The 21,562-nt window shown below is 53.4% G+C and carries 19 protein-coding genes and 1 riboswitch; of the genes, 3 read left to right on the top strand and 16 right to left on the bottom strand.

Annotated elements, in window-relative coordinates; genetic code table 11:
- Positions 1–43 precede the first annotated feature (43 nt).
- From DMP05_RS08670 to DMP05_RS08620, 11 genes are all read right to left on the bottom strand, one after another.
- The gene (locus DMP05_RS08670) at positions 44–1,792 is read right to left on the bottom strand and encodes a carbon starvation CstA family protein (protein ID WP_123220074.1); all 1,749 of its coding nucleotides are present in this window, start codon (positions 1,790–1,792) and stop codon (positions 44–46) included.
- A gap of 105 nt (positions 1,793–1,897) precedes the next feature.
- Positions 1,898–2,491: a DUF8052 family protein gene (locus tag DMP05_RS08665; RefSeq protein ID WP_123220073.1), complete on the bottom strand. Its 594-nt coding sequence runs from the start codon at positions 2,489–2,491 to the stop codon at positions 1,898–1,900.
- A gap of 213 nt (positions 2,492–2,704) precedes the next feature.
- Entirely contained in the window at positions 2,705–3,082 is a 378-nt protein-coding gene (locus DMP05_RS08660) for a helix-turn-helix transcriptional regulator (protein WP_244595113.1), read from the bottom strand.
- Positions 3,083–3,255: 173 nt separating this feature from the next.
- Positions 3,256–4,677, bottom strand: coding sequence for an alanine/glycine:cation symporter family protein (locus DMP05_RS08655; RefSeq protein ID WP_123220071.1), 1,422 nt, complete (start codon positions 4,675–4,677; stop codon positions 3,256–3,258).
- 222 nt (positions 4,678–4,899) lie between these two features.
- The gene (locus DMP05_RS08650; protein ID WP_123220070.1) at positions 4,900–5,319 is read right to left on the bottom strand and encodes a pyridoxamine 5'-phosphate oxidase family protein; all 420 of its coding nucleotides are present in this window, start codon (positions 5,317–5,319) and stop codon (positions 4,900–4,902) included.
- A 96-nt stretch (positions 5,320–5,415) separates the two neighbouring features.
- Positions 5,416–5,847, bottom strand: a complete 432-nt coding sequence (locus DMP05_RS08645; RefSeq protein WP_244595112.1) for a pyridoxamine 5'-phosphate oxidase family protein — start codon at positions 5,845–5,847, stop codon at positions 5,416–5,418.
- 12 nt (positions 5,848–5,859) lie between these two features.
- A complete protein-coding gene (locus DMP05_RS08640; protein ID WP_123220069.1) occupies positions 5,860–6,660 on the bottom strand; it encodes an energy-coupling factor transporter transmembrane component T family protein in 801 nt (266 codons plus the stop codon).
- The gene (locus tag DMP05_RS08635; RefSeq protein WP_123220068.1) at positions 6,657–8,474 is read right to left on the bottom strand and encodes an energy-coupling factor transporter ATPase; all 1,818 of its coding nucleotides are present in this window, start codon (positions 8,472–8,474) and stop codon (positions 6,657–6,659) included. The genes DMP05_RS08640 and DMP05_RS08635 overlap by 4 nt, the downstream gene beginning before the upstream one ends.
- 66 nt (positions 8,475–8,540) lie before the next feature.
- Positions 8,541–9,137, bottom strand: a complete 597-nt coding sequence (locus DMP05_RS08630) for an ECF transporter S component (protein ID WP_123220067.1) — start codon at positions 9,135–9,137, stop codon at positions 8,541–8,543.
- A gap of 5 nt (positions 9,138–9,142) precedes the next feature.
- Positions 9,143–9,334: riboswitch (FMN riboswitch) on the bottom strand.
- Between the two features lie 363 nt (positions 9,335–9,697).
- On the bottom strand, positions 9,698–10,543 hold the full coding sequence (locus tag DMP05_RS08625; RefSeq protein WP_123220066.1) for a formate/nitrite transporter family protein: 846 nt from the start codon (positions 10,541–10,543) through the stop codon (positions 9,698–9,700).
- Positions 10,512–10,889 carry a hypothetical protein gene (locus DMP05_RS08620; RefSeq protein WP_123220065.1) on the bottom strand — a complete coding sequence of 126 codons (378 nt, stop codon included), beginning with the start codon at positions 10,887–10,889 and terminating at the stop codon, positions 10,512–10,514. Before DMP05_RS08620 ends, DMP05_RS08625 begins: the two co-directional genes overlap by 32 nt.
- A gap of 235 nt (positions 10,890–11,124) precedes the next feature.
- On the opposite strand from DMP05_RS08620, the gene DMP05_RS08615 reads away from it, so the two are divergent.
- Positions 11,125–11,592, top strand: a complete 468-nt coding sequence (locus tag DMP05_RS08615) for a hypothetical protein (protein WP_123220064.1) — start codon at positions 11,125–11,127, stop codon at positions 11,590–11,592.
- A gap of 242 nt (positions 11,593–11,834) precedes the next feature.
- On the opposite strand, the gene DMP05_RS08610 is transcribed toward DMP05_RS08615, so the two are convergent.
- The gene (locus DMP05_RS08610) at positions 11,835–13,178 is read right to left on the bottom strand and encodes a Na+/H+ antiporter NhaC family protein (RefSeq protein ID WP_123220063.1); all 1,344 of its coding nucleotides are present in this window, start codon (positions 13,176–13,178) and stop codon (positions 11,835–11,837) included.
- 399 nt (positions 13,179–13,577) lie between these two features.
- Between DMP05_RS08610 and DMP05_RS08605 the strand changes: the two genes are divergently transcribed.
- Positions 13,578–14,501 carry a site-specific integrase gene (locus tag DMP05_RS08605; RefSeq protein ID WP_161957516.1) on the top strand — a complete coding sequence of 308 codons (924 nt, stop codon included), beginning with the start codon at positions 13,578–13,580 and terminating at the stop codon, positions 14,499–14,501.
- Positions 14,502–14,922: 421 nt separating this feature from the next.
- On the opposite strand, the gene DMP05_RS08600 is transcribed toward DMP05_RS08605, so the two are convergent.
- The gene (locus DMP05_RS08600) at positions 14,923–15,138 is read right to left on the bottom strand and encodes a hypothetical protein (RefSeq protein ID WP_123220061.1); all 216 of its coding nucleotides are present in this window, start codon (positions 15,136–15,138) and stop codon (positions 14,923–14,925) included.
- Between the two features lie 185 nt (positions 15,139–15,323).
- Here DMP05_RS08600 and DMP05_RS08595 point away from each other — a divergent pair, with 185 nt between their 5' ends.
- Positions 15,324–17,210, top strand: coding sequence for a hypothetical protein (locus tag DMP05_RS08595; RefSeq protein ID WP_123220060.1), 1,887 nt, complete (start codon positions 15,324–15,326; stop codon positions 17,208–17,210).
- A gap of 116 nt (positions 17,211–17,326) precedes the next feature.
- Here DMP05_RS08595 and DMP05_RS08590 read toward each other — a convergent pair whose 3' ends face one another.
- Genes DMP05_RS08590 through DMP05_RS08580 form a run of 3 tightly spaced genes read right to left on the bottom strand, consistent with a single transcriptional unit; the run spans position 17,327 to position 18,893 of the window.
- Complete coding sequence (locus tag DMP05_RS08590; protein ID WP_114616365.1) at positions 17,327–17,713, bottom strand: hypothetical protein; 387 nt, start codon at positions 17,711–17,713, stop codon at positions 17,327–17,329.
- Positions 17,706–18,101, bottom strand: coding sequence for a hypothetical protein (locus tag DMP05_RS08585; RefSeq protein WP_123220059.1), 396 nt, complete (start codon positions 18,099–18,101; stop codon positions 17,706–17,708). Before DMP05_RS08585 ends, DMP05_RS08590 begins: the two co-directional genes overlap by 8 nt.
- Positions 18,102–18,893 (bottom strand): ParA family protein, encoded by a 792-nt coding sequence (locus DMP05_RS08580; protein WP_114616363.1) that lies wholly within the window; start codon positions 18,891–18,893, stop codon positions 18,102–18,104.
- Positions 18,894–21,562: the final 2,669 nt, after the last annotated feature.

The following is a 21,562-nucleotide window of genomic DNA, read 5'->3' as shown; positions in this document are numbered from 1 at the left end:
AGCCCCTTGAGGCAGCTGTAAGGCTGCGTTGAATGTGTTTGCCTTACTCGGCGATTTCCTTCTTTTTGTTGCCGAAAATCACGCGGGCGCCTTTAACAGCAAGTACCACCGCGAGCACGGCGAGCAGTACCGCGAGCACAAGCTGCAGGCCGTTGGCCAGCGTGAGTGCGCCGCCGGCGATGGCCAGGAACTTCGCCTGCATGGTAAGCACGAGCGAAGTCAGCGTCACGATGAGCATGAACACCATGGGAACATAGAACATCTTGTTGTTGCGGCCGGCATTGCCGAGCCATGCGCACACGGCCAGCAGGCCGAGCGCGGCGAGCAGCTGGTTGGCGGAGCCGAACAACGGCCACACGAGTTGGTAGCCGGTGAGGCCGAGCGCAACGCCGAGCGTCACGGTGATGAGCGTTGCCACAACGGGGTTCGAGAAGAACTTGCGCCAGCCGGAAAGCTCTTCGCGGGTCTTGCCTGCGGGAATGAAGAGCTCTTGGAACATGTAGCGGCCAAGGCGGGTCGCGGTGTCAAGCGAAGTCAGGCAGAACACCGAAACGGCCAGAATCAACAGCGAGTATGCAATGTCCTCGGCGCCGGAAAGGCCGGGGATGCAGCCGAGCATCTGAGAGAGGCCGCCTGCGAAAACCTGCGTGGGCGACGCGTAGGTGCCGTCCATATAGCCGTCGAACACGAACGCCACGGCGCACAGCGAAATAATGGCGACCAGGCACTCGAGCAGCATGCCGCCATAGGCGATGGGCTGCGCTTCGCTTTCATGGTCGAGCTGTTTGGACGTCGTGCCCGAAGCCACCAGGCTATGGAAGCCCGAAATCGCGCCGCATGCGATGGTAATGAACAGCGCCGGGAACAAGAAGCCCGTGGTCGCGACTTTGCTGTCGCCCTTCACGGCGGTGAAACCGGTAAACGCCGGAATGTCCAGATTGGTGGCAGCGCCGGTAACGCCCGCGCCCACGATGCCCACCAGAGCGAGCGCGATCATGCCGTAGAGCAGGTAGCTCGAAAGGTAGTCACGCGGCTGCAGCAGAATCCACACCGGGGCGATCGAGGCAACCAAAATGTAGGCACCCACGATCCACATCCAGGTGAAGTTATTGAGCTCGAAAATCGGGAAGTTGTAGCCGATGGCAACCACGGCGACAATGACCACGATCGCCAGAGCGATGTTCACGGGGCCGGGAATGGAGCGGCCGCGAAGCGCTACGCCCCAAATGACGGCGGCGACGATGAACAGAACGGAAATCATGGCAGTCCGGCTGTTCGCAAGGTTCGTGCCCGTCATTTCCACAACGCCATCGGTGTTGGGAACTACGGCGAACGTGCCGGCAACGATGGACGCGAAAGCGGCGACGACTAAAATCAGCGTGAGGTACGCGAAGATGCAGAACAATTTTTTCGCAGTGTCGTCGATGTTTTCCTGAATAACGCTCGCGAGCGTTTGGCCTTTATGGCGCAGCGATGCGAACAGGGCGCCGAAGTCATGCATAGCGCCGAAGAAAATACCGCCGATGAGCACCCACAAAAGCACCGGAACCCAGCCGAACACGGCTGCCTGAATGGGGCCGTTAATGGGGCCTGCGCCCGCGATGGACGAGAAATGGTGGCCCAAAACGACGTAAGGCTTGGCGGGAACGTAGTCGACGCCGTCTTCGAACTCGTGGGCAGGCGTTACGCGGTCGGCGTTAACGCCCCATTGCTTGGCAAGCCAACCGCCGTAGAAGATATAACCCACGACGAGGACAGCCGCGCCGATGAGCAGAACCAGCATGGCATTCATGTAAAACTCCTCTATATATAGCAACGTTGGGCGATAACGCCCAGGGGTAGCCGCAGCGTCGTGGCAACCTGACGAGCGGCCTGCGCCATAGAGAGCTTGAAACGGCTAGCCGCGAAGCGTGTCGGTGGCATTCGCCTCAAGCGATTTGCGAATGCGCTTGGCAGCGCCGTTGCACACGACGCGAGAGCCTTGTGGCTTCGACAAATCGATGAGCGCGAGTCGCACGTCGCTCCATCCGCGTATGCCCCACATGAAATTCTTGCGGTGGCTCGTTTTGCGGAACAGGGTGCATGCTTCATCGCTCGCCGAATTGGCGATTACGACTAGCGTTCTAAACGAGGACATATGGTTTGGTTCGGGCTTCACGAGTTCGAGCGCCTCGTTCTTCATGAACTCGACGTAGGAACGCGCTGCCTCGGCATCGATGTGGTCGCGCACGTCGAACAGCATGTACTCGTGCTCTTCGGCCTCCCACAGCTTCACGCGCTTCACGAGTACGTATTGCTCGCCGAAGGAATGGAACTGCGCGAGCGCGCGGAAAGCACGGCCAGCAACGCTAACGTCTCGCGACACATCGAACCATGCCCCATGCGCGGCGAGCAAACGTTCAAGGACGAGTTCGCTTTTGGCGGTAGTCTCGTTTCCGGGCTTCGGCCTGTGGGCCGCCTGCTCCTGCTCTTCCGTGTGCTTGTCGTACATGCGGTATGTTTCTCCTCGCCTCTCAATGGCTGGCGAAATTGTAACGAACGTGTTGCGTGCGGGTTACAGAAAGCCGCTTTAGTGGACTAAAGCGGCGGTAAGCGGCACGCTCGCGCGGCAAGCGGCGGTGAATTTATAAGCCCGGGCGATAAATCAGGACGAATGGCATTAAAACGTACGCGAACGGGGCCTGAGCCACTGGAGGCTCCAAGGCTATTCGAGCTCGCTTTCCACCATGTCGATAAGCTCCTGCTGCGAATGCACGTCAAGCTTGGAATAGATATGCTTGATATGGCTTTTTACCGTGTTGCGTGAGATAACATAGTGCTCCATGATGAAGCGTCCGTTGCGCCCTTTGGCAAGCATGGCAAAAATCTCGCGCTCGCGAGGCGTAAGGCCATGTTGCTCCCCTACTTGTTCGCAGCACTCGTCGATCGACTTGATGGGGCCGTCTCCAAACGGCGTGCTGGGTTCTGTGGAACTGTTGGGCGCTTTAGAATCTAGGGAGTCATTGAGGCTGGATCGACCGTCGGTTTCGCTACGTGCGCCTGCGTTTAAGTCTGCACCCCGCTCTTCTTTGCTCGCGCTCATTCGACTCTGTCGAATTTCTTTCGATGCATCCATTTTTGCCGCATGCTCCGTCTCGACGCATTCGATGCCTGAAATGATATTCAAACAGGCGCACATGCTAAAAATGGCAGCATGATGGCCGCCATTTTTAGCATCTATCTTATTGCCACTGTTCGTCAGAGCGCTCTGACGAACTACTTCGATTCAATCATAGGAATTTCGTCTTCGCACACTTCATCAAGATTGCCATCGTAGATATAGTGCTGAGTCTCGCGTGCGATAAGACCGGAAAGCGCGAGCACCATGATGATGTTTGGAATGGCCATAAGCGCATTGCCAATGTCGGAAACGAGCCAGATGGCATCGCCAATGCCCACAGCGCCCAAAAAGCCGATGATAACGTAGAACACCTGGTAAGGAAGCTGGGCTTTCGCGCCGAATAGATAAGTCACGCAGCGGTTTCCGTAGTAGCTCCAGCCCAAAATGGTGGAGTACGCGAAGCTCACCATGCCGAGCACCAGAATTGGGGTGCCAATGTAAGGTATGGTTGCGAACGCCGCCGAAGCGAGCGCGGCGCCTTCCTTAATGCCGCCATTTTCGATGAGGCCGGGATTGGCAATGCCAACGGCAACGAGCACGATGCCCGTAACGGCGCAAATCACGACAGTCGACCAGAACGTGCCCGTCATGGCGACGAGCGCCTGACGTGCGGGGTTCTTCGTTGCAGCAGCAGCCGCAACGATAGGAGCCGAGCCCAAGCCCGATTCGTTCGAGAACAAGCCGCGCGCACAGCCGAACTGCAAGGCAACCATGATGCCCGAACCCACGGCACCGCCGAATGCGGCTTTCGACGTGAACGCGCATTCGAAAATCATCGCGAGCGCGGGGCCGACGTATTGCCAGTTGATAGCGAGAATAACCATGCAGCCGCCGAAATATGCTACGGCCATGAACGGCACGAGCTTCTCGGCAACGCTCGAGATGGATTTCACGCCGCCAAAAATAACGAGCGCCACGGCAATGGCAATCACGAGCGCGATAGCCCAATCGGGAACGCCCGGAAAGCTCGACTCGATGATGCCGGTAATGGCGGCCGACTGCACTGCGGAGCCCGTGCCGATGGTGGCGATAACGGCGAAGGCGGCAAACGCAACCGCTCCAAGCTTGGCCCACCAGGGCACGCTGCCGTCGGAGTGCTTGAACGCGCGCTCCCATGCGTACATCGCGCCACCGAGCATTTCGCCCTTGTGGTCTTTCACGCGGTATTTGACCGACGCGAATACCTCGCAGTATTTGGTGGCGATGCCGAATACGCCGGTGAGCCACATCCAGAAGACGGCGCCCGGGCCGCCGGCGATAATGGCGGTCGCGACGCCGACGATGGATCCCGTGCCGATGGTGCCGGCGAGAGCCGTGACAAGTGCGCCAAATTGACTTACGTCGCCTTCGGCGTCTTCGTCTTTAGCGAGGGACATTTTGATGGCTGTCGGCAGCTTGCGCTGGATGAACCCTGTACGAATCGTCAGAAAGATATGCGAGCCTAAGAGCAGGCAGATCATCGCCGGGCCCCATACAACAGCATCGATTTGAGTGAGAGCATTAATTATTGTATCCATGAGGCCACATGATACCAATCGCGTAATTTAATCTGGACTTTACAAAGATGAACGACACCAAATCGAAAGAAAAATGATGCAGCGGTGAAGTGGTTGCTCGCGGAACGAACCAATCACCTCCGCGAGCAATTGGCAGAAGCGGTTGGTTCACGTGAGGTTGCGGACTCGTGTGAGGAGGGCGAGCGGGCTGCGATCGAGCAAAACATCGGGTTGGCGTGCGGCCTAGAACTGAAACTTTCGCTCGCTGCCGTCGATGTCGCAAATGCGGCACGTGCCGTTCTTCACGCTGAAAAACGCAAGACGGCCATCGTTGGGCGAATCGTGGTGCTCGCCGATGCCTACCATGTGCTCGAAGCCCGCTTGACGAACTTCATCGGGGCATACCTCGTCGTCGGCGAGTTCGGCTTCGCCTTCCACGACAATCCAGCATTCGCCCGGCTTCCACCCGGAAAGCTCGAACTTGGCATTCGCCTCAAGCTCGCGCCAAACGTCTTTGTCGCGTGACGTGGAAAACCACAGCTTGCCGTCGGCCTGCGCGGCGAACGAGAACGGGCGCACGCGAGGCTGCGTGGGGTCGGCCGCGTCGATGGTGGCCAAATACCATGCGGGAATGCCCGTGAGATACTGTACGATTTCGTCCATGCGTACTCCTTATATATATGTTGTCTACACGCTGTGTCGTGCGGGCTCTGTGCATCGCCTCTTACGGCGAAGCCGTGCTGTGCGGGGTGCGGAAGCTTACAGTTCCACAGGCACCCACTCTTCGTGGTCGCAAATCCATGCTTGGGGCTCATCGGCGCTGAAGAATACGAGCGTCTCATCGTTTGGTCCGTCGTAGTGCTCGCCGAGGCCTTCGAGGTGTTGCCATCCGGCTTCGCGCATTTCGGGAGACGCCTCGTCGATCAACCCCGCCTTGCCGCGCAAAATGAGCCAGCCATGCCCCGGCCACCATGAGGTAGCTTCGAAGAGCTGATTTTGCAGAAGCTCCTGCCACACGTCTTTCGTGGTGGCGGTTACGAACCACAGCTTGCCATCTTGGATTTGGGCGAATGAGAACGGACGCACGTGGGGCTGTCCGTCAACGCTCGTCGCCAAATACCAGGCGGGCACCGAGGTCATATATTGCAGAACCTTTTCGAGCCCTTCGGCGGGCATTTCGTTTTCAGACATAGCTTTTCCTTTCTAGAGCAGCACGTTCACGGCGACAACGCCGCACACGAGCACGGCGAACGCGGCAATGGCGAATGCGTCGAATTTCGAATAGCACAGCGGGTGGAGCCTCGTGCGGCCCTCCTCGCCGTGGTAGCAGCGCGCATCCATGGCGGCCGACAGCGTTTCTGCATGGCGGAAGACGCTCGCGAACAGCGGAATCGTCACGCTTGAAAGCATGCGCAGGCCCTTCACGGGGCTGCCGTCGAGCGCGGCGCCTCGGCTGATTTGCGCGTGGTAGACGTTCGCGAGCTCGGTTGCGAATTGAGGCATGAAACGCAGGGCAATGCCCAAGATCATGCCCAGCTCGTGCGCGGGCACGCCGAAGCGGGCGAAGGGATGCAGCATTTGCTCAACGGCCGCAGTAAGGTCGAGCGTCGTGGTCGTCATGGTGATGAGGCTCATGCCCATCATCATTAAAATGATACGGCAACCGACGAACAGGCACGAATGCACGCTGCCGGTGCTGATTTCGATGATGCCCCACTTGAACAGCGTTTCGCCGCTTTGGTCGACGAAGAGGTTCAGCAGTGCGCAAATAAGCGCGATTGCCATGAGCGGCGCGAGCGAGCGCATGGCCTTGCCGAATGGGATGCGCGATACCACATAGAGGAATGCCACGAACACCGCGATCACGCCCAGGCCAGCAAACCCCTGTGCCATAAGCGCAACGATCAAGAACACGAATCCAAGCGTGAGCTTCGTGCGCGCGTCGCATTTGTGCAAGGGGCTATCCCCGGGGTAATAACTTCCGAAAGAGAACACTTCGTTCATCGCGCACCGCCTTCCGCGATGGAGGCGATTTCGGCAGCGAGCGAGTCGATTGAATAGAGCTCATCGGCGCTCAGCGGTGCGCCCGCATCGATGAGCGCATAGGCCATGCGCTGCGGGGCGGGAAGGCCCAGGCCAATCTCGTTGAGCTTGGCGGCGTGCATGAACACGTGCGCAGGCGTGCCCTGGCGCACGATTTCGCCTTCTTTGAGCACGACCACGCGGTCGCACATCGCGGCCAAGTCGTCCATGCTGTGCGACACCATGACGATCGTCGTGCCCTGCTTGTGCAGCTGGGCAATGAGCTCCAAGAATTCGCGGCGCGCCACGGGGTCGAGCCCCGCTACGGGCTCGTCGAGCACGAGCGCCTCGGGGTTCATGGCGAGCACGCCGGCGAAAGCGACGCGGCGCTGCTGGCCGCCCGAAAGCTCAAAGGGGCTCATGTCGCGCAGGCTGTCGATGGAAAGGCCCACGCGGGAAAGCGACTCGCGAACGCGCGCTTCAACCTCATCGCCTGAAAGGCCCAGGTTGCGTGGGCCAAACGCGACATCGTCGAACACGGTGGTAGCGAACAGCTGGCGCTCGGGGTATTGAAATACGATGCCGATGCGCGCCTTTGCCGCCGCCGCGGCTTTTTTGTCGGCCAAATCTTCGCCGCCCACGAGCACGCGCCCACGGCTCGGCTGAAGCAAGCCGTTCATATGCTGAAGAAGGGTCGATTTGCCCGATCCCGTGTGACCTGCGATGCCCAAGAATTCGCCGCGGCGCAGCTCGAACGAGATATCTTTGAGAGCCCACACTTCATTGGGGTCATTGCCCCAGGCCGCGCGTTCTTCGGGTTTCGAGCCGAGCTTCTTGCGCTTGCGCTCTTTCTTCGATTTCGTATAGGTGAAGAAAACGTCCTCGAAGCGCAGCAACGCGTCTTCTGAAGGCGCGGGAGCAGTCGCATGGAAGGCGGGGTCGATATCTTTCGCATGGCCCGCTTCGCCAAGTTTGCCCACTTCAGAGAGCTTCGCGACGATTTCTGCGACCATCTGCGTTTCATTCACGTGCGGCACAACGTGCATGCCCGCCTTTTGGAGCGCCAAGCCCAGCTGGCAGGAATACGGCACGTCCAGGTTGAGCGCCGCCAGCTCGTCAGCCTGCGTGAGCACCTCTTCGGGCGTGCCTTCGCACGCGATGCGGCCTTCGTTCATGACCACAACGCGATCGGCCGCCGCGGCTTCTTCCATGTAATGGGTGATCATGATAATGGTCATGCCTCGGTCGTTGAGCTCGTGGCATACGCGCATGAGGCCTTTGCGGCCGCGGGGGTCGAGCATCGAAGAGGCTTCGTCCAAAATGAGCGCGCGCGGCTCCATGGCGAGCACGCCGGCAATGGCGACGCGCTGCTTCTGGCCGCCTGAAAGCGCGTGGGTTTCGTGACGCTCGAAGCCAACGAGGCCCACTTCTTTAAGCGCTTGCTTTACGCGCTCGGCGATGTGTGCGCTTTCGACGCCGAGGTTTTCAGGACCGAATGCCACGTCGTCTTCCACGAGCGATGCGACGAGCTGGTCGTCGGGGTTCTGGAACACCATGCCTGCGGTGGAGCGAATGTCGTAGACGTATTCTTCGTCTTGCGTATCGCGGCCCGCAACGCGCACGCAGCCCTCGTCGGGCACGAGCAAGGCATTCATGTGCTTCGCGAGCGTCGATTTGCCGGAGCCGTTGCCGCCCAGGATACAAACGAATTCGCCGTCGGCGATATGCAAATCGATGCCTCGCAGCACGAAGCGCTCGCCATCGTAGGTGAATCGAACGTTGGAGCAATCGATCATAATCGGGTCCTTCATAAACACGTCTGGCCGCTGCACATGCAACGGCCAGCTTGGGGAGGAGGCGCGTTATTCGGAAACGCGGCCCTTAACTTGCTTCTTCTTCGGGGTGATAAGGTTCGAGACGGCCTTATACACAACGAGCGTGAGCACGGAGTTCAAAATAGTCTTCAAAAGGTTGAACGGAATAACCGCGGGAATCATGAGCGGCAAAATCACGTCGGCGGAACCGTACCAGAACCACACGCCGATGGTGAGGTTCGCCACGATGGAGCCGAGCGTTGCGAGTACGACGCCCAGAACCAAGCCGATGATCGCGCCTTTGTAGGTGTGCATCTTCTTGTACAGAATGGCAGCGGGCAAAATGAACAGCAGCGCCGCAACGAGGTTCATGAGCGCGCCAACCCAATCGCCGGTGATGAGCGCGTGAATCACGATTGCGAGTGCGCCAACTGCCGCACCGGGGCCGGCGCCGTATGCGAAGCCGACGACCATTGCGGGAACGAACGACGGGTCATACGTCAGAAACGGTGCTGCCGGAAGCAGCGGAATTTGCACGAACATGAAAAGTGTGGCAATAGCGCACATAAGCGCCATGGTCACGAGTTGCTTCGTGTCCCACTTATTCGTGTTCTTGAATTGGATATGCGTAGACTGTTCAGACATAAGATCACCTGCCTCTTTCATCCGGACTTTAACCGTTGGTCTTGGACTCTCACCAAATCAGCCTTGCCAACGCGCCAGCATTGGAAGGGTCGCGGACTGCCGGTTCGCGAACGGCCCAGATACCGAACGCCTGCGTGCCCTTTGCCCGCAGCCGGTTCACCGCCAGTGGGGAATTTCACCCCGCCCTGAAACAGCGACACGAATGTTAGCACTGCTGCCTTGTCTTGTGAACCACTTTATTTAACGAAAGCAAATGGCAATGGATCGTGTCGAATTCCATAGGCTCGCCGTGTTGTTTTCTGGCGGGCTGATTGAACGCGAAATGCGGGCGGTCTTTCCGGGCGTACCACAACGAAGAAGGCGCGCGTTGATTGCGGCAATAGAGCATTTTGGCGAAAGAACATGTTCCCTGCCCTGTTTTGGTGGGTCAATCGCTGGGAGGGTATGTCGCTCAGGCCTTCCCGCGACGCCATTTTGCTCGCAAACGGCGGCGAAGCCTCTCGTGCGAAAAGAAGAACGCCGACGCATTCACGCCGGCGTTCTAGGCTCGAAACGTCAATTTACTTCGCGCGCTTCGCGTAAATGTACCAGTAGGCCATGCCGACAAGCACGCCGCCGACAATATTGCCGAGCGTGGCAGCGCTCAGGTTGAACAGAATGCCGCCCATCGTAATTGCGCCTTCGGCGCCGATGCCCATGGAGTTGAGCAAAAGGCCGGTGGGCAGGAAGAACATGTTGGCAACACAGTGTTCGAAGCCGCAGGCGACGAAGGCGGAAATCGGGAGGATGATGCCGATAACCTTGTCGGTCACCGTGCGTCCCGCAAAGCCGATCCATACCGCCAGGCACACGAGGATGTTGCACATAATGCCCTTCGCGAACAGCGTGAACCAATCGGGCGAAACCTTGCCGGCCGCAACACTGACCATCGCTTGGCCAACGGCGCCACCGTTCATGGCGTAGACCTGAGCGAAGTAGATCAGAGCAACGGCGACAAGCGCGCCAGCGAGGTTGCCGAACCACACAATGACCCAGTTCTTCAGCATGCCGGCCCAGCCGATTTTGCCCGATGCCTTCGCGCAACACATAAGCGAGTTGCCCGTGAACAGCTCAGCACCGCAGCACAGCACAAGCACGAGGCCGAGGCAGAAGCAAATGCCGCCGACCATGCGTTGCGCCGCGAACGGAATTGTTGGGTCGCCTAAGAACACGCAGAAATACATGCCGCCGAACGCGATGAACGCGCCTGCGAGCATCGCCGACACGAAGCATTTGCCCGTGGCCATTCCTGCTTTCGTTACGCCGATGCCTTCGGTTTTGGCCTCAGTTTCCGCAGGTGAAAGCGCATCGGGCTTCATCGTTGCGATGCATTTCTCATCGAGCGTGACGGAGTCTTTCGCTTCCATACCAACCTCCATCCATTTTGGGGTGCCATGCCCCATTTTTTACGAAGCGCTCGCGGGTGAAATTGCTTCCCGCTTTCAGCATTCCGTAAATTTTTTCAACCGCCTCGCGCACCGCAGGTGTCAGCGGGCTCATAAACTCGAGCTGCGCTGGCTGGATGCCGAGGAACACGACACTACCACAACGGCTTTTGAGCTCCTTGAGCAGAAAAGAAATTGGGAGTGAGTGGGTGGTAAAAAGCATGTTTGTGGCGACGTCGGCCTCGACCGTGACGGCCACCTGGTCTTTCGCCTGCCATTCAGAAGCATCGAGAACACGAATTCGAGATGCACGACTAAAACTCCGCAAATCGCTTCTGGTGAGGTCTTTTTTTCTGCATTGAAAGCAAGTAAGGCTCGCTGGTGCTTTGACCTGCGAGCCTTACCTATATATGCTTGAGCTTCATGACTTTTATGAACATCGTTTCACCACATTTGCCAGAACTGAACATGACCCCTTTGATGTTCATATCGAACTCCAGCACAATAGGAACCCATAAAGAGAGGTCTCAAGGCGTCGGCCTTGCATCTGGAAGGAAGTTCCTATGCTGAAAGTTTCGAAAACCGCGTTGCTTTTCATTGCCGGCATTGTGTGGCTCGCAGCAGGCGTGAACATCGCTCGACTTGGTATTCTCTCGTTCGGCCAAATGAGTCAGAGCATGTGGTGGATGCTCGTCATCGGAGCGATCGCTGTATTCACCGTGTTTCACATCAAGGTCTTCTCGAAGATGGTCGGAAAGCACGCGAATCGTATCGCTGGCTACGTTGAGGATAAAATCGCCTTCTGGCGTTTCTTCGACGCTTCCGCTTACATCATGATGGTCATTATGATGACGGGTGGCATCAGCCTTCGTGCCTTCGGTCTGGTGCCGAACTGGTTCATCGCCTTCTTCTATACTGGCCTCGGCATTGCCTTGGCGCTTTCGGGCATGAGCTTCCTGGGCCGCTTCGTTCGCCGCGGCAATCTGCCCGTCCCCTGTCCCGCCCTCTTTCGCTTCTTCTCTCACGATTAATCCTTCGATTTGGAACCTGCTAAACGCTCGTAGCGTTTAGCAGGTCGCGATATGCGAGTTCGATCTTGGGACCATCGTTGTATGTCTCTCCCCTGCTTCTTAAAATCATGATTGGTTTCGGAAGCGGGTTTTGCCTGGAACCTGCTAAATGCTCGTAGCGTTTAACAGGTTCCAAGCTTTTTCGCCCAACATAAAAGGCCCCGACATATGTCGGGGCCTTATCTGCGGGCTTAAAGCCTTTTTTACGCTTTGGTGGCTTCCGCATCATCTCCGTCGTATTCGCGGTGGTCGGGAATCAGGAAGATAAAGACTAACGAGCTGATGAGCAGCATGAAGGGGTAGAACAAGCACGGAATAATCTGGAATGCCGTTATCGCATAGCCCGCGCTCGCGGTCGTTGCAATGGCGATGAGCATTTGGGCGCCATAGGGGATGATGCCTTGGAAAACGCACGAGAACGTATCGAGAATAGATGCGGTCTTGCGGCGCGAGATATTGTAGGTTTTCGCCATGTCCGCCGCGATGGGATTTGCCATAACAATCGCCACGGTGTTGTTCGCGGTTGCGATATCCATGCATCCAACCAAGATGCCCATGCCGAGCTGGCCGCCTTTGCGGTTCTTGAACGTGTTCTTGATGGCGTTGAGCAGCCATACGAAGCCGCCATATTCGCGAATGAGCGCGCAGATGGCGGAGACCAGAATGGCAACCATCGTTGTTTCGAACATGCCTGCGGCGCCGGTACCCATGCTCGTAAGCAAATCGGTTGCGGCGGTGGCTCCCGTTGCGACCATGATAATGGCGCCGGAAAGAATGCCCAGAAGCAAAACGATGAAGACGTTGATGCCAATAATGCCGCCTACCAAAACTATCAGGTACGGAATGAGCTCGATAAGTTCGTATTCATGAATCACCGCGCCTGTGATGTTCGCGTTGAACGACAGCACCAAAATAATCACGAGCGATGCCAACGCGGCGGGCATTGCAATCTTGAAGTTCTCGCGGAACTTGTCTTTCATGGCGCATCCTTGACCTTGGCACGCCGCGATTGTCGTGTCCGAGATGAATGACAGGTTGTCGCCAAACATCGCGCCACCCATGACCGACGCCACGCAGAGCGGTAAATCGAAGCCGGAGGCGGCGGACACGGCAACGGAAATGGGCGTGATGAGCGTAATGGTTCCCACCGAGGTTCCCATGGCGAGCGAAACGAAGCAGCTCACGACGAACAAAACGGCCACCGCAAACTCAGGTGGGATGAAAGAAAGCATGAGGTACGCGACGCTTTCGGCGCTGTTGCGGCCTACGGTGCCTACGAATATACCGGCTGCCATGAAGATGAGAATCATGGTGACGATTGTCCTGTCGCCAATGCCGCGCCCCATGATGGCCAGCTTGTCATCGAAGCTGAGCTTGCGATTCTGGAAGCATGCCACTAGAAGCGCCACCAAGAAGATTACGACGATGGGAATGTTGTAGAAGCCCATCTCAATCTTCAGGATGTACTCGAAGAGAATTCCCAGGCCCAGGTAAAGCACAAGGAACACTCCGATCGGAGCAAGCGCCCGAAGGTTACCTTTTTCCATTTTTGACTATTCCTCTCTGTTTGCAAAACGTTTTCTATTGTAGCGAGGAATGCGAACGTTCCAGATGACAACAACGGTTATTGCTCGTCTAATGAGGCGTTTGGTGTTGATGTGCGCTTTGGCGAGCATGTATGCGCCAACTCTATGTGCGCCGCGCCTTGGTCTATCTTTCAATTGTTGTGGCGCTCTTGTTCGGTGATTCCGACCTTCTCATTGCTCGATATCAAAAGGAATGCTTCTTTCTGACAGTTGGCTTTGAACCGGTGTCCTATCATAGAGACAATTAATGCATTTTACGGTTTCCAGCCACCATTTGCCTTGGCTCGCTTTCTTTAATGAGCGTCCTTTGATGCTTCGGTGGCTACAGCAAAACGTTATCGATTCGACGGGCGGTGTGTTGTGGGCAATTCAGACTCTTCTTTTGCTCCGCTTGATGAAGAGGTTGTTGCGCAGTGGCTCGATTCTCTCGATCTTTCCTCATCGACGAAGAACACGTATAAACGAGCCTTTAAATCATTCTGCGCCTTCGTGAAAGACACGTCTCTTGATTTCGATACCCTTACGAAGCGCGATATCATTTCATTTCGCGAATACCTCTCTGTTGATAAACGTTTAAAGCCTACGACCGTTTCTAATTATCTTGGCGCCGTGAGATCGTTTTTCTCTTACGCGGAAGAAAATGGCATACCTAATATCGCACGTGGCGTTCGAGGTGAAAGAGCTTCGCGGGATTTCAAGAAAGCATCTCTTTCGGTTGATCAGGCCCGCCGTTTGCTTTCGGCCGTTGATCTCGAAACAGAAGCAGGCATGCGTGATTTTGCACTGTTGAATCTCATGCTTCGTACCGGATTGCGCGATATCGAAGTGGTCCGCGCCGATTGCGGCGATATTCGAACGGTATCGGGCGTTGATGTGCTCTATATCCAGGGCAAGGGTCGACCCGGTAAAGACAACTATGTTGTGCTAACCGAAAGTGCTTTAGCGCCTATTCGCGATTACCTTGGAATGCGCGATGATTCAAGTAACAGCTCCCCCCTTTTTACCTCGGTTGCTCGAAGGAATTCTGGCGAGAGGCTTACGACGCGCTCTGTATCTCGCATTGTTAAAGAAGCGATGCGGAAAATAGGTATCGACGACCCTCGCTATACAGCTCATTCTTTGCGCCATACTGCCATTACGTTTTCCCTTCTTGGCGGCGCGAGTGAGCGCGAGGCTCAGCAAATGGCCCGTCATGCCGACATCAGCACTACGATGATTTACGCTCACAACATCGATCGCATTAAGAATGCTGCCGAGAATAATATCTCACGCCTTTTAGATTAGACGCTTTGGGGAAACGAATCCGCCTCTCTATTTGTTATTTCCGATGCGATTCCTTTGTACTTGATATAAGCGATATACATCTATAGCTACTTATAAGGTTTTCATCGGATATTACTCCTACTATTTAGTCGCCTTCTATCTCTGTTTTCCTCGAGGTAGGAGGCGATTTTTATATTAAGGGGTTTCCTATGGCGTGATACCTGCCGGCCTTTGCTCCATCTTGGGTTTCGAGCCTGCCATTTTTACCAGCGGCGAGAGCATCCTGAATTCCTTTTCAAGTGGTTTCAGTGCTCTCTAGCTTTCTTTTATTCGTTTTCATCGTTCTAGACAACGACTTGTAAAACCATCGGTACGAACTGGTGTTATAAGAAAGTATACTTTGTATAGCACGCGACATCTTTACTTATTAGATTTTATAACCTTAGTCTAAAATATGAAGAAATTCGCCCGAAACCAGCTTGCCCGACAATTGTTCGATCTTCCTAACTGTGGTGCAGCGCTCTTTGAAGGCGTCGAGGATTTCTTCCTCCAGAACCTGCGCCGACTCCATAAGACGGCGCAGGTTGAGCCGCTTCACGAGCCCATAGGGGCCGCTCTCGCGGTTTCTAACGCCCGAATTTATGCGGGTAGATGCCAATACTCGCTTTTTGGTACCTAAGACCTTTAAACCCCCTTAAATTCGATGCGGAACTTGCTGTTGTTCTGCTTGCGGCCCATTCTCAACTTCCGCGCTCTTGTTTACTCGCAATGGACTTTTAGGCTTTCACGTTATAAAATCTTATCGTTCTTAGTGTCACCCTTATGGGCTTGGAAGATCGATGTTTGGAGTTACTCGTTTTGACTCAACCCTCCCCTCTCTCTACGTTCAATCTTGATGAGGCTATTGCTGAAAGCCTTCGTGCTGAAGCTGAGTTTCGTCGTTACAACGCATCTGCTACGGCACTTACTGACTGTCTTGAATCAAACGGATTTGTTGAACTGTCCGTTGACTTAACGCGCGATGAGCTTCTTCAGGGTTATGAGGCTTTGACCTACGTTGAGCCGGCTTTGGCTTCATCGGGTACTTCGCATTTCGATTCGAGCATCGGTTCTTTTGCAATTCGTCCGATTGCTCCGGTAATGACCGTTCCGCCTACTGCTTTGCAGTTTTACTTTGACTTGTTTGGTTTGGGTGATCCTGAGAAACACGCCTATAACGAAGTGCTCGTAAGCTATCTACACCTTCACGACGATCGCGAGCAGACGTATAAGCTTTACGCATGCGATTCTCTTGCCGACATCGAATTCCTTCTTTCTTCGATTCGCAATGAGCCCGCACTCATTTTCACGGGGCGGTTCCAGACTCGTAATGGCGCATATCGTATGCCCCTTAACACTCAGCGCGCTCAGCAGCGAACGCTCAATGCGATTTGTGTCGATATCGATCCGTCGCATAACGGCGTCGAAGATGAAGATGGTCCAATTGATCCCGTTGTTTTGGAAAGAATTTTCGAGCGTATTGATGGACGGCTTTTGCCGTCGTATGTCTGCCTTACTGGTCGAGGTATTCACCTCTGGTACATTTTCGATGAGCCCTTGCAAACGTTCCGAATCCATAACCCCCGACGTACGAAATACAAGGCTTTGGCCGATGCGCTCTATGCGTATTATGGCCTTATCTGCTTCGATCTTCCTTGCGTGCTTGATACGCATTGCACCTCGCTTAATCACGGGTTTCGCGCTCCGGGTTCGCTTACGAAGCGCGGTGAAGTTGTTCGCTGCTTTTGTCCCGTTGACCGCGTTTTCAAGCATTCAACGGTGAATCCGCTTTCGCTTTCTCATGTTTTGGCTTCTTTCGATCGCTTGCCATATGATTCCGAACTGGTTCTTTGCGAAGATGATGTGCGGTGGAAGTCGTTCGAGGATATCGCCGATGAGATTGAAGCTCGCCAGAAGGCCTTTGAAGAAAAGCCCGCAAGTGAAGATCAGCTCGTATTTATTCGCGATTTATACGAGAAAGGTAATTTGACTCAGGCCGAGTTCGATACCGCTGCCTCGTTGAACGCTCCTGGTGCGAGCATCCTTATTCAAAAGGGCGTGCGTCGCCGTGGACAAAAACAGGAATCTGGGAATAGGCGTCCCGTCCGATCCCGTTGGAAGACGCGCCCCCATCCCTTGATTGCAGGCGAAACGGGAGGCGTGTACCAAACAATTTATGAGAATCTGCCAAAAGTACCTTTGGGCAGGCGTTATTTGTCGCTTTATATGCTCGCTGGAGTTGCGTACATGATGGTTCAGCCTGTTAAAACGCGTAAAGAATTGCAACGCGATTATTTAGACTTGTTGAATACCCCATGGGCGAAAATGGGCACTCCCCTCACCCGCCGAGATATCGATAACGCTTTGATGGGCTACAAGAAGGATAACTGGCAGACGAGGAATTCCGAAGTTCGCACTCTTGGTTTTGATCCATTTGGCGAGCCGGAGAAGCGTAATGGTCGTACGCGTGTCGCTCACCTCGAGGAGGTCGCTCGTCCTGCATATTCTCAAAAATCTCGCGATGAGAAAACGGCGGCAATTGCGAGTGTTTTGATTGAAAATCCTGGTGCGTCGAAGAACTTTGTTTCCAAGGTTACGGGTATTTCCTACCCTACCGTCTTGAAATATTGGGTTGCTGCATGCGATTTGGCAAATGTCGATGATACGCGATCGGGCAACCATTCTATATAGTTTATTACTACGGATACTTCGCTTTTTCTAAGACTAGCTCGCTATTGATGTATAAAACTAGCCTGCTATCTAACTATTCTATTAAGTAGATAGCAGGCTAGTAATCTATTTAGCTATTAAACTGTTATGGAAAAGCGTGCAACCATTCCAGGTCCATCGTTTGTGACCTGGGGCTTTGCTATTGCAAGCTCAATTTGTGACCCAGAGGGAAAGTTGCTGAACGTCACGATTTCTTTTACACATTCAATAAATTCGTAGTCTTGTTGATATGCGCTTGTAAGAAAACGCTCATCGTCACTCAGCCATGCAAAAATAGGAATAGTTTCGTCATTCGTTATATCAGAAAGTATGCCTTTATTACTCCCCTCCCCTATTGTGGCCCATAGAAGATAGAGCTGCGTAGCTTCCCCCTTAAGCGCTGGATTGAGAATTGTTGTTCGTGCGGGAACGAACTGGTACGCGTCTCCATAGAGCGGGACGCGTACCGGGAGGCGACTAGCCATTCTTGCGCAGCTCCTTCTTGACGCTTTCCTGAATCCATTGGCTTACAAGGCTCTTGATATTCACATCTTCGCCTGCGTACTTCTTTTCGAAGACGATCCTGTCAATGTCACGCTTAAGGCTTACAGGAATACGAATGTTCATTTGAGTAAGCTCTTCTTCAACGGGAGCTGCTTCGACTTTCTTTTCCTGTTTGGCTCTTTTCTTGGCAACGGGGACCGATGCCTCTTTGGCCTGCTTTGCAGGAGCCTGTGCGGCTGGCTCCTCGGTCTCTACTGCGCGTCTAGGTTTTGGCGCAAATTTGCTCGAGAGCATGTCAGCCTTTGCGGCCAGTTCAGGTTTCAGGTCTCCCATCAGGATCTTGTTGGGGTCGGTTCCGGTCCTGCTCATTTACTTCTCGCTCTCTTGCTCTTTGGCGCTTTCATTATGAAGGAATTCTGCGACAAATGCGCGATAGTCGGCAATGGCTGCCGATTGCTTCGGTGCGTCGAAGAGGTCAACCGATTCCATTTGGCATTCCATAACGGCTACCGATTGTCGAATGAAGGTGTCATAAACAGGCGCTTCGAAGTATGCGCTGAACTTCTCAGTAACTTCACGCATGACTTTCATTGCATTGAAGCGTGGGTTGAAACGCGTAAGCAGAATGCCAATTACCTTTGCTTGAGGGTTTAATTTCTTGCTCACCATAGCAAGGGTTTCAGCAAGATCGTTCATGCCCTTTGTTGAAAATGCACCAGTATCGGTCGTGACAATGATACCGCCATCGGATGCCACGAAAGCATTGATTGACAGCGTCGACAGATTTGGCGGCGTATCGATAAGAATGAAATCGTAATCATCTTTAACCGATTTCAAAGCATCCCGCATATGTTCATAACGATCGATTGCGTTAGCAAGCTCGGTTTCCGATGCAAACAAGTCGTTATCTGCAGGCATTAAATCGTAATGTTTTGTTTCGTAAATCGCCTCAGAAGCTTCGCAGCGGTTCGTGATTACTTCGTAGGTAGTGTTTTGACCATCGGTGTTAAAGCCAGCCCAATCAGAAATATTTCCTTGGGGGTCCATGTCTATAACAAGGACTTTGCAGCCAAGCTCATTCAAGCCAGATGCAAGTGCGCCTACTGTTGTCGTTTTTGAGCAACCACCTTTTCGGTTTGCCACTGAGTATGTTTTGCCCATTTTTACCTTCTACCTGGGATTACTAAATTCGTATCAATCTATCTGAATTGCATTTTATCACGATATTCAGCTAACACCTTATCGTACTAACAAAATATCCCCCTATTTAGATAATTAAATAGCCGCATATCTAGCTATTGAGCTAATAAACTAGTCAGATAGCGAAGTAGATAACTCGCAAGCTAGCGAACTAGAAGAGTCGCTAGTTAGTAAGATAAGGAGCTAGCTAGATAATAGAATAGCGAAATAGGAAACTAACAAGATAACAGACTACTAAAATAGATGGTTAGGAAACTCCCAAGATATGCAGCTATTCCGCTAATCAGATAGTCAGCTAATAATATAACCAGTTAACAAGATAGTGGGATATGAAAATAATAAGCTAGAAAGCGATTAGACTAGCCAGCTACACAGATAGCAGAATAGTCCAATAACTCGCTATCATACTAACGAGATAGCTTGCTTATTAGCTACTCTGATACCTAGCTAGCAAGGTAGCTAAGTAGAAAAATAGGCTCATAACAGAAAATGAAGTAGTGGAATATTTAGCTAGATTGATAGTATTGCTGTTTCGCTCAATCGGTTGTAAGCGGATTCGAAAGCTATGCTTGTGTAGTCGAAAGATAGCAAAATAGCAAGCTACCCTAATAGCATCTATTAGGGTAGCTATACCCGAATTGGCTGAGCTTTGGCGCAACGGAGCAATGGATCTGGTTGTTCCGCTGCGCATGTCTCGTGTTTTGCCAACTCCCCTACCCTATGCCGGAAGTGTCATTCGAGGGTATGCGCTTGTGGGGTTAAGAATGCGGGATACCACTCCCCTTCTTCCTGCCGCTGTAAGAAAATCGCTCGTATGCCTTGCTTAGTTTACGAGAGAGGATCTAGCACCCTTTCATTCACGAGGAATGTCGAACGAAACACTCTCCCGCCCTCTTTCGCACGTTTCCGAACAGCGTATGAACGTCCCTAATTTCTGAAGAAGTGCATTTGTTTGGTCGGTTGTCTGCGGAGCGACGTGTAACAAAGGCATATGCAGAGCGGCTGAGGATTGTTGCGGGTCGAAATGCGATCGAGCGTGGGTTTGATTCTCAAGAATTTGGGGGCTGTTTGGAGTCTTGCTTTAATCAAAATCCTTAACTTAAGCCGCTGCGTAGAGTGGCCATTTGGAGTTAGTGAGATATCAGAGTAGCAAACTAGCAAGGTAGCCTGCTACTAACATTCCTTTTGGATGAACGCGAATTGTTATGCAAAGAAAGTCTACCACTAAGCGTATGAAGTGCTTTATGAGCAGACAAAATATGAGGTAAGAATAGCTAGATAGCTAGGAAGATAGCAGAATAGCAAAATATTGATCATAATTAATTTAGTGATGACCCCATGATAAGAAGTCAAAAAACAACTAAGAAGAGGCAGGGATGGCTAGGGAACGCACGAGGAAGCGGCGGGGAGGCGGCAAAGGCGCGTCATAAGATGCGGCGCGTTAAAAAGCTGGTGCAAAAAAAGTGGGAAAGCCAAGCTTCCATGGTGATCTTTAAGTGAAGGACGCATTTCTGCTGGAGTCGATGTTGTGAGTCGGGTAGCCATAGAGCATTCTCCCAGAAAAGACGAGGACCTAGGAGAAAGTACGCACGTGGTCGAAATCGGCCTTGAGAGCGAAAATAAGACCCTATTTTGAGAAAAAAGGTACGAGTACACGTTTTGATTGGATATCTTGTCGCAGGAGGCGTCTCAGACGGGGTCTTTTTTGGTCACATCTGTCTCTTTTCGCGCTATGGGAGGTTCTTCGTTCGATTCTTAAGCCGGTTTAGCTCACGCCATCCTTCCGTGTTGGTATTGAGGACGAATCGGGGTGATGGCGAGCCGCGGGCGCATGCAAGCAAGGTCGAGAGGTGCGACTCGTTGAAGGACAGATCTGATGAACTTTCGCTCGCTCCCTAAGGTGCGTTGTTTGGCGGCAATACTACATTTTGGTTTTCCTTCTTGTTGAATGGCGCATAAATAGCGAAGTATCGTTTATCTGCTTGTTATTGACAGGGGATTGTTCAAGAAATTCGAAATCATATCGATGGTATTTGGAATCGCGGCAGGGATTTGAAAACCGCGGCATATCGAATGCAGTGAAAATAGAGAGGCCGCATTCGCGAAGCGAGTGAGCGATTGGTCGTTGGGGCCATGTCCTCATAAGAATTCTTGGCGTTTTCTTCCGGAGTTCAGGGGACGGAGCTGCGATGCGCGCTTGTTTAGCAATCGACGCCTCATTATTTGTTGCTTGTTAAAGCAATGGTTCCAGAAGGGGCATTGCGGATTATAAAACGATTCCAATAAGACTTTGAGGGGGCGGTTGCAATTTGGTCTTAAAATGTCTGAAATAAGGCAGACAAGGAGACCAGGGAAACTGGTTAATCATCAGATTCAATTGAAAAAATCACCCTTTGATTCGTTCTTTGCGCGCAGTGGTGAAAGGCGTTTCGAAGGTTAATGCACGCATGGGTCAAGGCCGAAAATCAGGTGGAAAAGCCTGCACTCAATTCTCGCCAAAGAAAATGTGTTTCGTCAAGAGGATTTGAGCAAAAAGAGCATCGGAAATTGAGCAGCCTGAGCATCGGAAGTGCGCACGCTTTCTGAGCGGCTAGCCCTCCTGCATGAGGGCATGGCGGACGCGGTAGGAC

The organism is Slackia isoflavoniconvertens (genome assembly GCF_003725955.1).
Lineage (GTDB): Bacteria > Actinomycetota > Coriobacteriia > Coriobacteriales > Eggerthellaceae > Slackia > Slackia isoflavoniconvertens.
This window is presented reverse-complemented; position numbering and strand designations above follow the sequence as displayed.

Bases quoted from the DNA above. Each gene is read 5' to 3' on its own strand.
- DMP05_RS08670 (WP_123220074.1), bottom strand. From the start codon at position 1,792: ATGAATGCCATGCTGGTTCTGCTCATCGGCGCGGCTGTCCTCGTCGTG.
- DMP05_RS08665 (WP_123220073.1), bottom strand. From the start codon at position 2,491: ATGTACGACAAGCACACGGAAGAGCAGGAGCAGGCGGCCCACAGGCCG.
- DMP05_RS08660 (WP_244595113.1), bottom strand. From the start codon at position 3,082: ATGAGCGCGAGCAAAGAAGAGCGGGGTGCAGACTTAAACGCAGGCGCA.
- DMP05_RS08655 (WP_123220071.1), bottom strand. From the start codon at position 4,677: ATGGATACAATAATTAATGCTCTCACTCAAATCGATGCTGTTGTATGG.
- DMP05_RS08650 (WP_123220070.1), bottom strand. From the start codon at position 5,319: ATGGACGAAATCGTACAGTATCTCACGGGCATTCCCGCATGGTATTTG.
- DMP05_RS08645 (WP_244595112.1), bottom strand. From the start codon at position 5,847: ATGTCTGAAAACGAAATGCCCGCCGAAGGGCTCGAAAAGGTTCTGCAA.
- DMP05_RS08640 (WP_123220069.1), bottom strand. From the start codon at position 6,660: ATGAACGAAGTGTTCTCTTTCGGAAGTTATTACCCCGGGGATAGCCCC.
- DMP05_RS08635 (WP_123220068.1), bottom strand. From the start codon at position 8,474: ATGATCGATTGCTCCAACGTTCGATTCACCTACGATGGCGAGCGCTTC.
- DMP05_RS08630 (WP_123220067.1), bottom strand. From the start codon at position 9,137: ATGTCTGAACAGTCTACGCATATCCAATTCAAGAACACGAATAAGTGG.
- DMP05_RS08625 (WP_123220066.1), bottom strand. From the start codon at position 10,543: ATGGAAGCGAAAGACTCCGTCACGCTCGATGAGAAATGCATCGCAACG.
- DMP05_RS08615 (WP_123220064.1), top strand. From the start codon at position 11,125: ATGCTGAAAGTTTCGAAAACCGCGTTGCTTTTCATTGCCGGCATTGTG.
- DMP05_RS08610 (WP_123220063.1), bottom strand. From the start codon at position 13,178: ATGGAAAAAGGTAACCTTCGGGCGCTTGCTCCGATCGGAGTGTTCCTT.
- DMP05_RS08590 (WP_114616365.1), bottom strand. From the start codon at position 17,713: ATGGCTAGTCGCCTCCCGGTACGCGTCCCGCTCTATGGAGACGCGTAC.
- DMP05_RS08585 (WP_123220059.1), bottom strand. From the start codon at position 18,101: ATGAGCAGGACCGGAACCGACCCCAACAAGATCCTGATGGGAGACCTG.
- DMP05_RS08580 (WP_114616363.1), bottom strand. From the start codon at position 18,893: ATGGGCAAAACATACTCAGTGGCAAACCGAAAAGGTGGTTGCTCAAAA.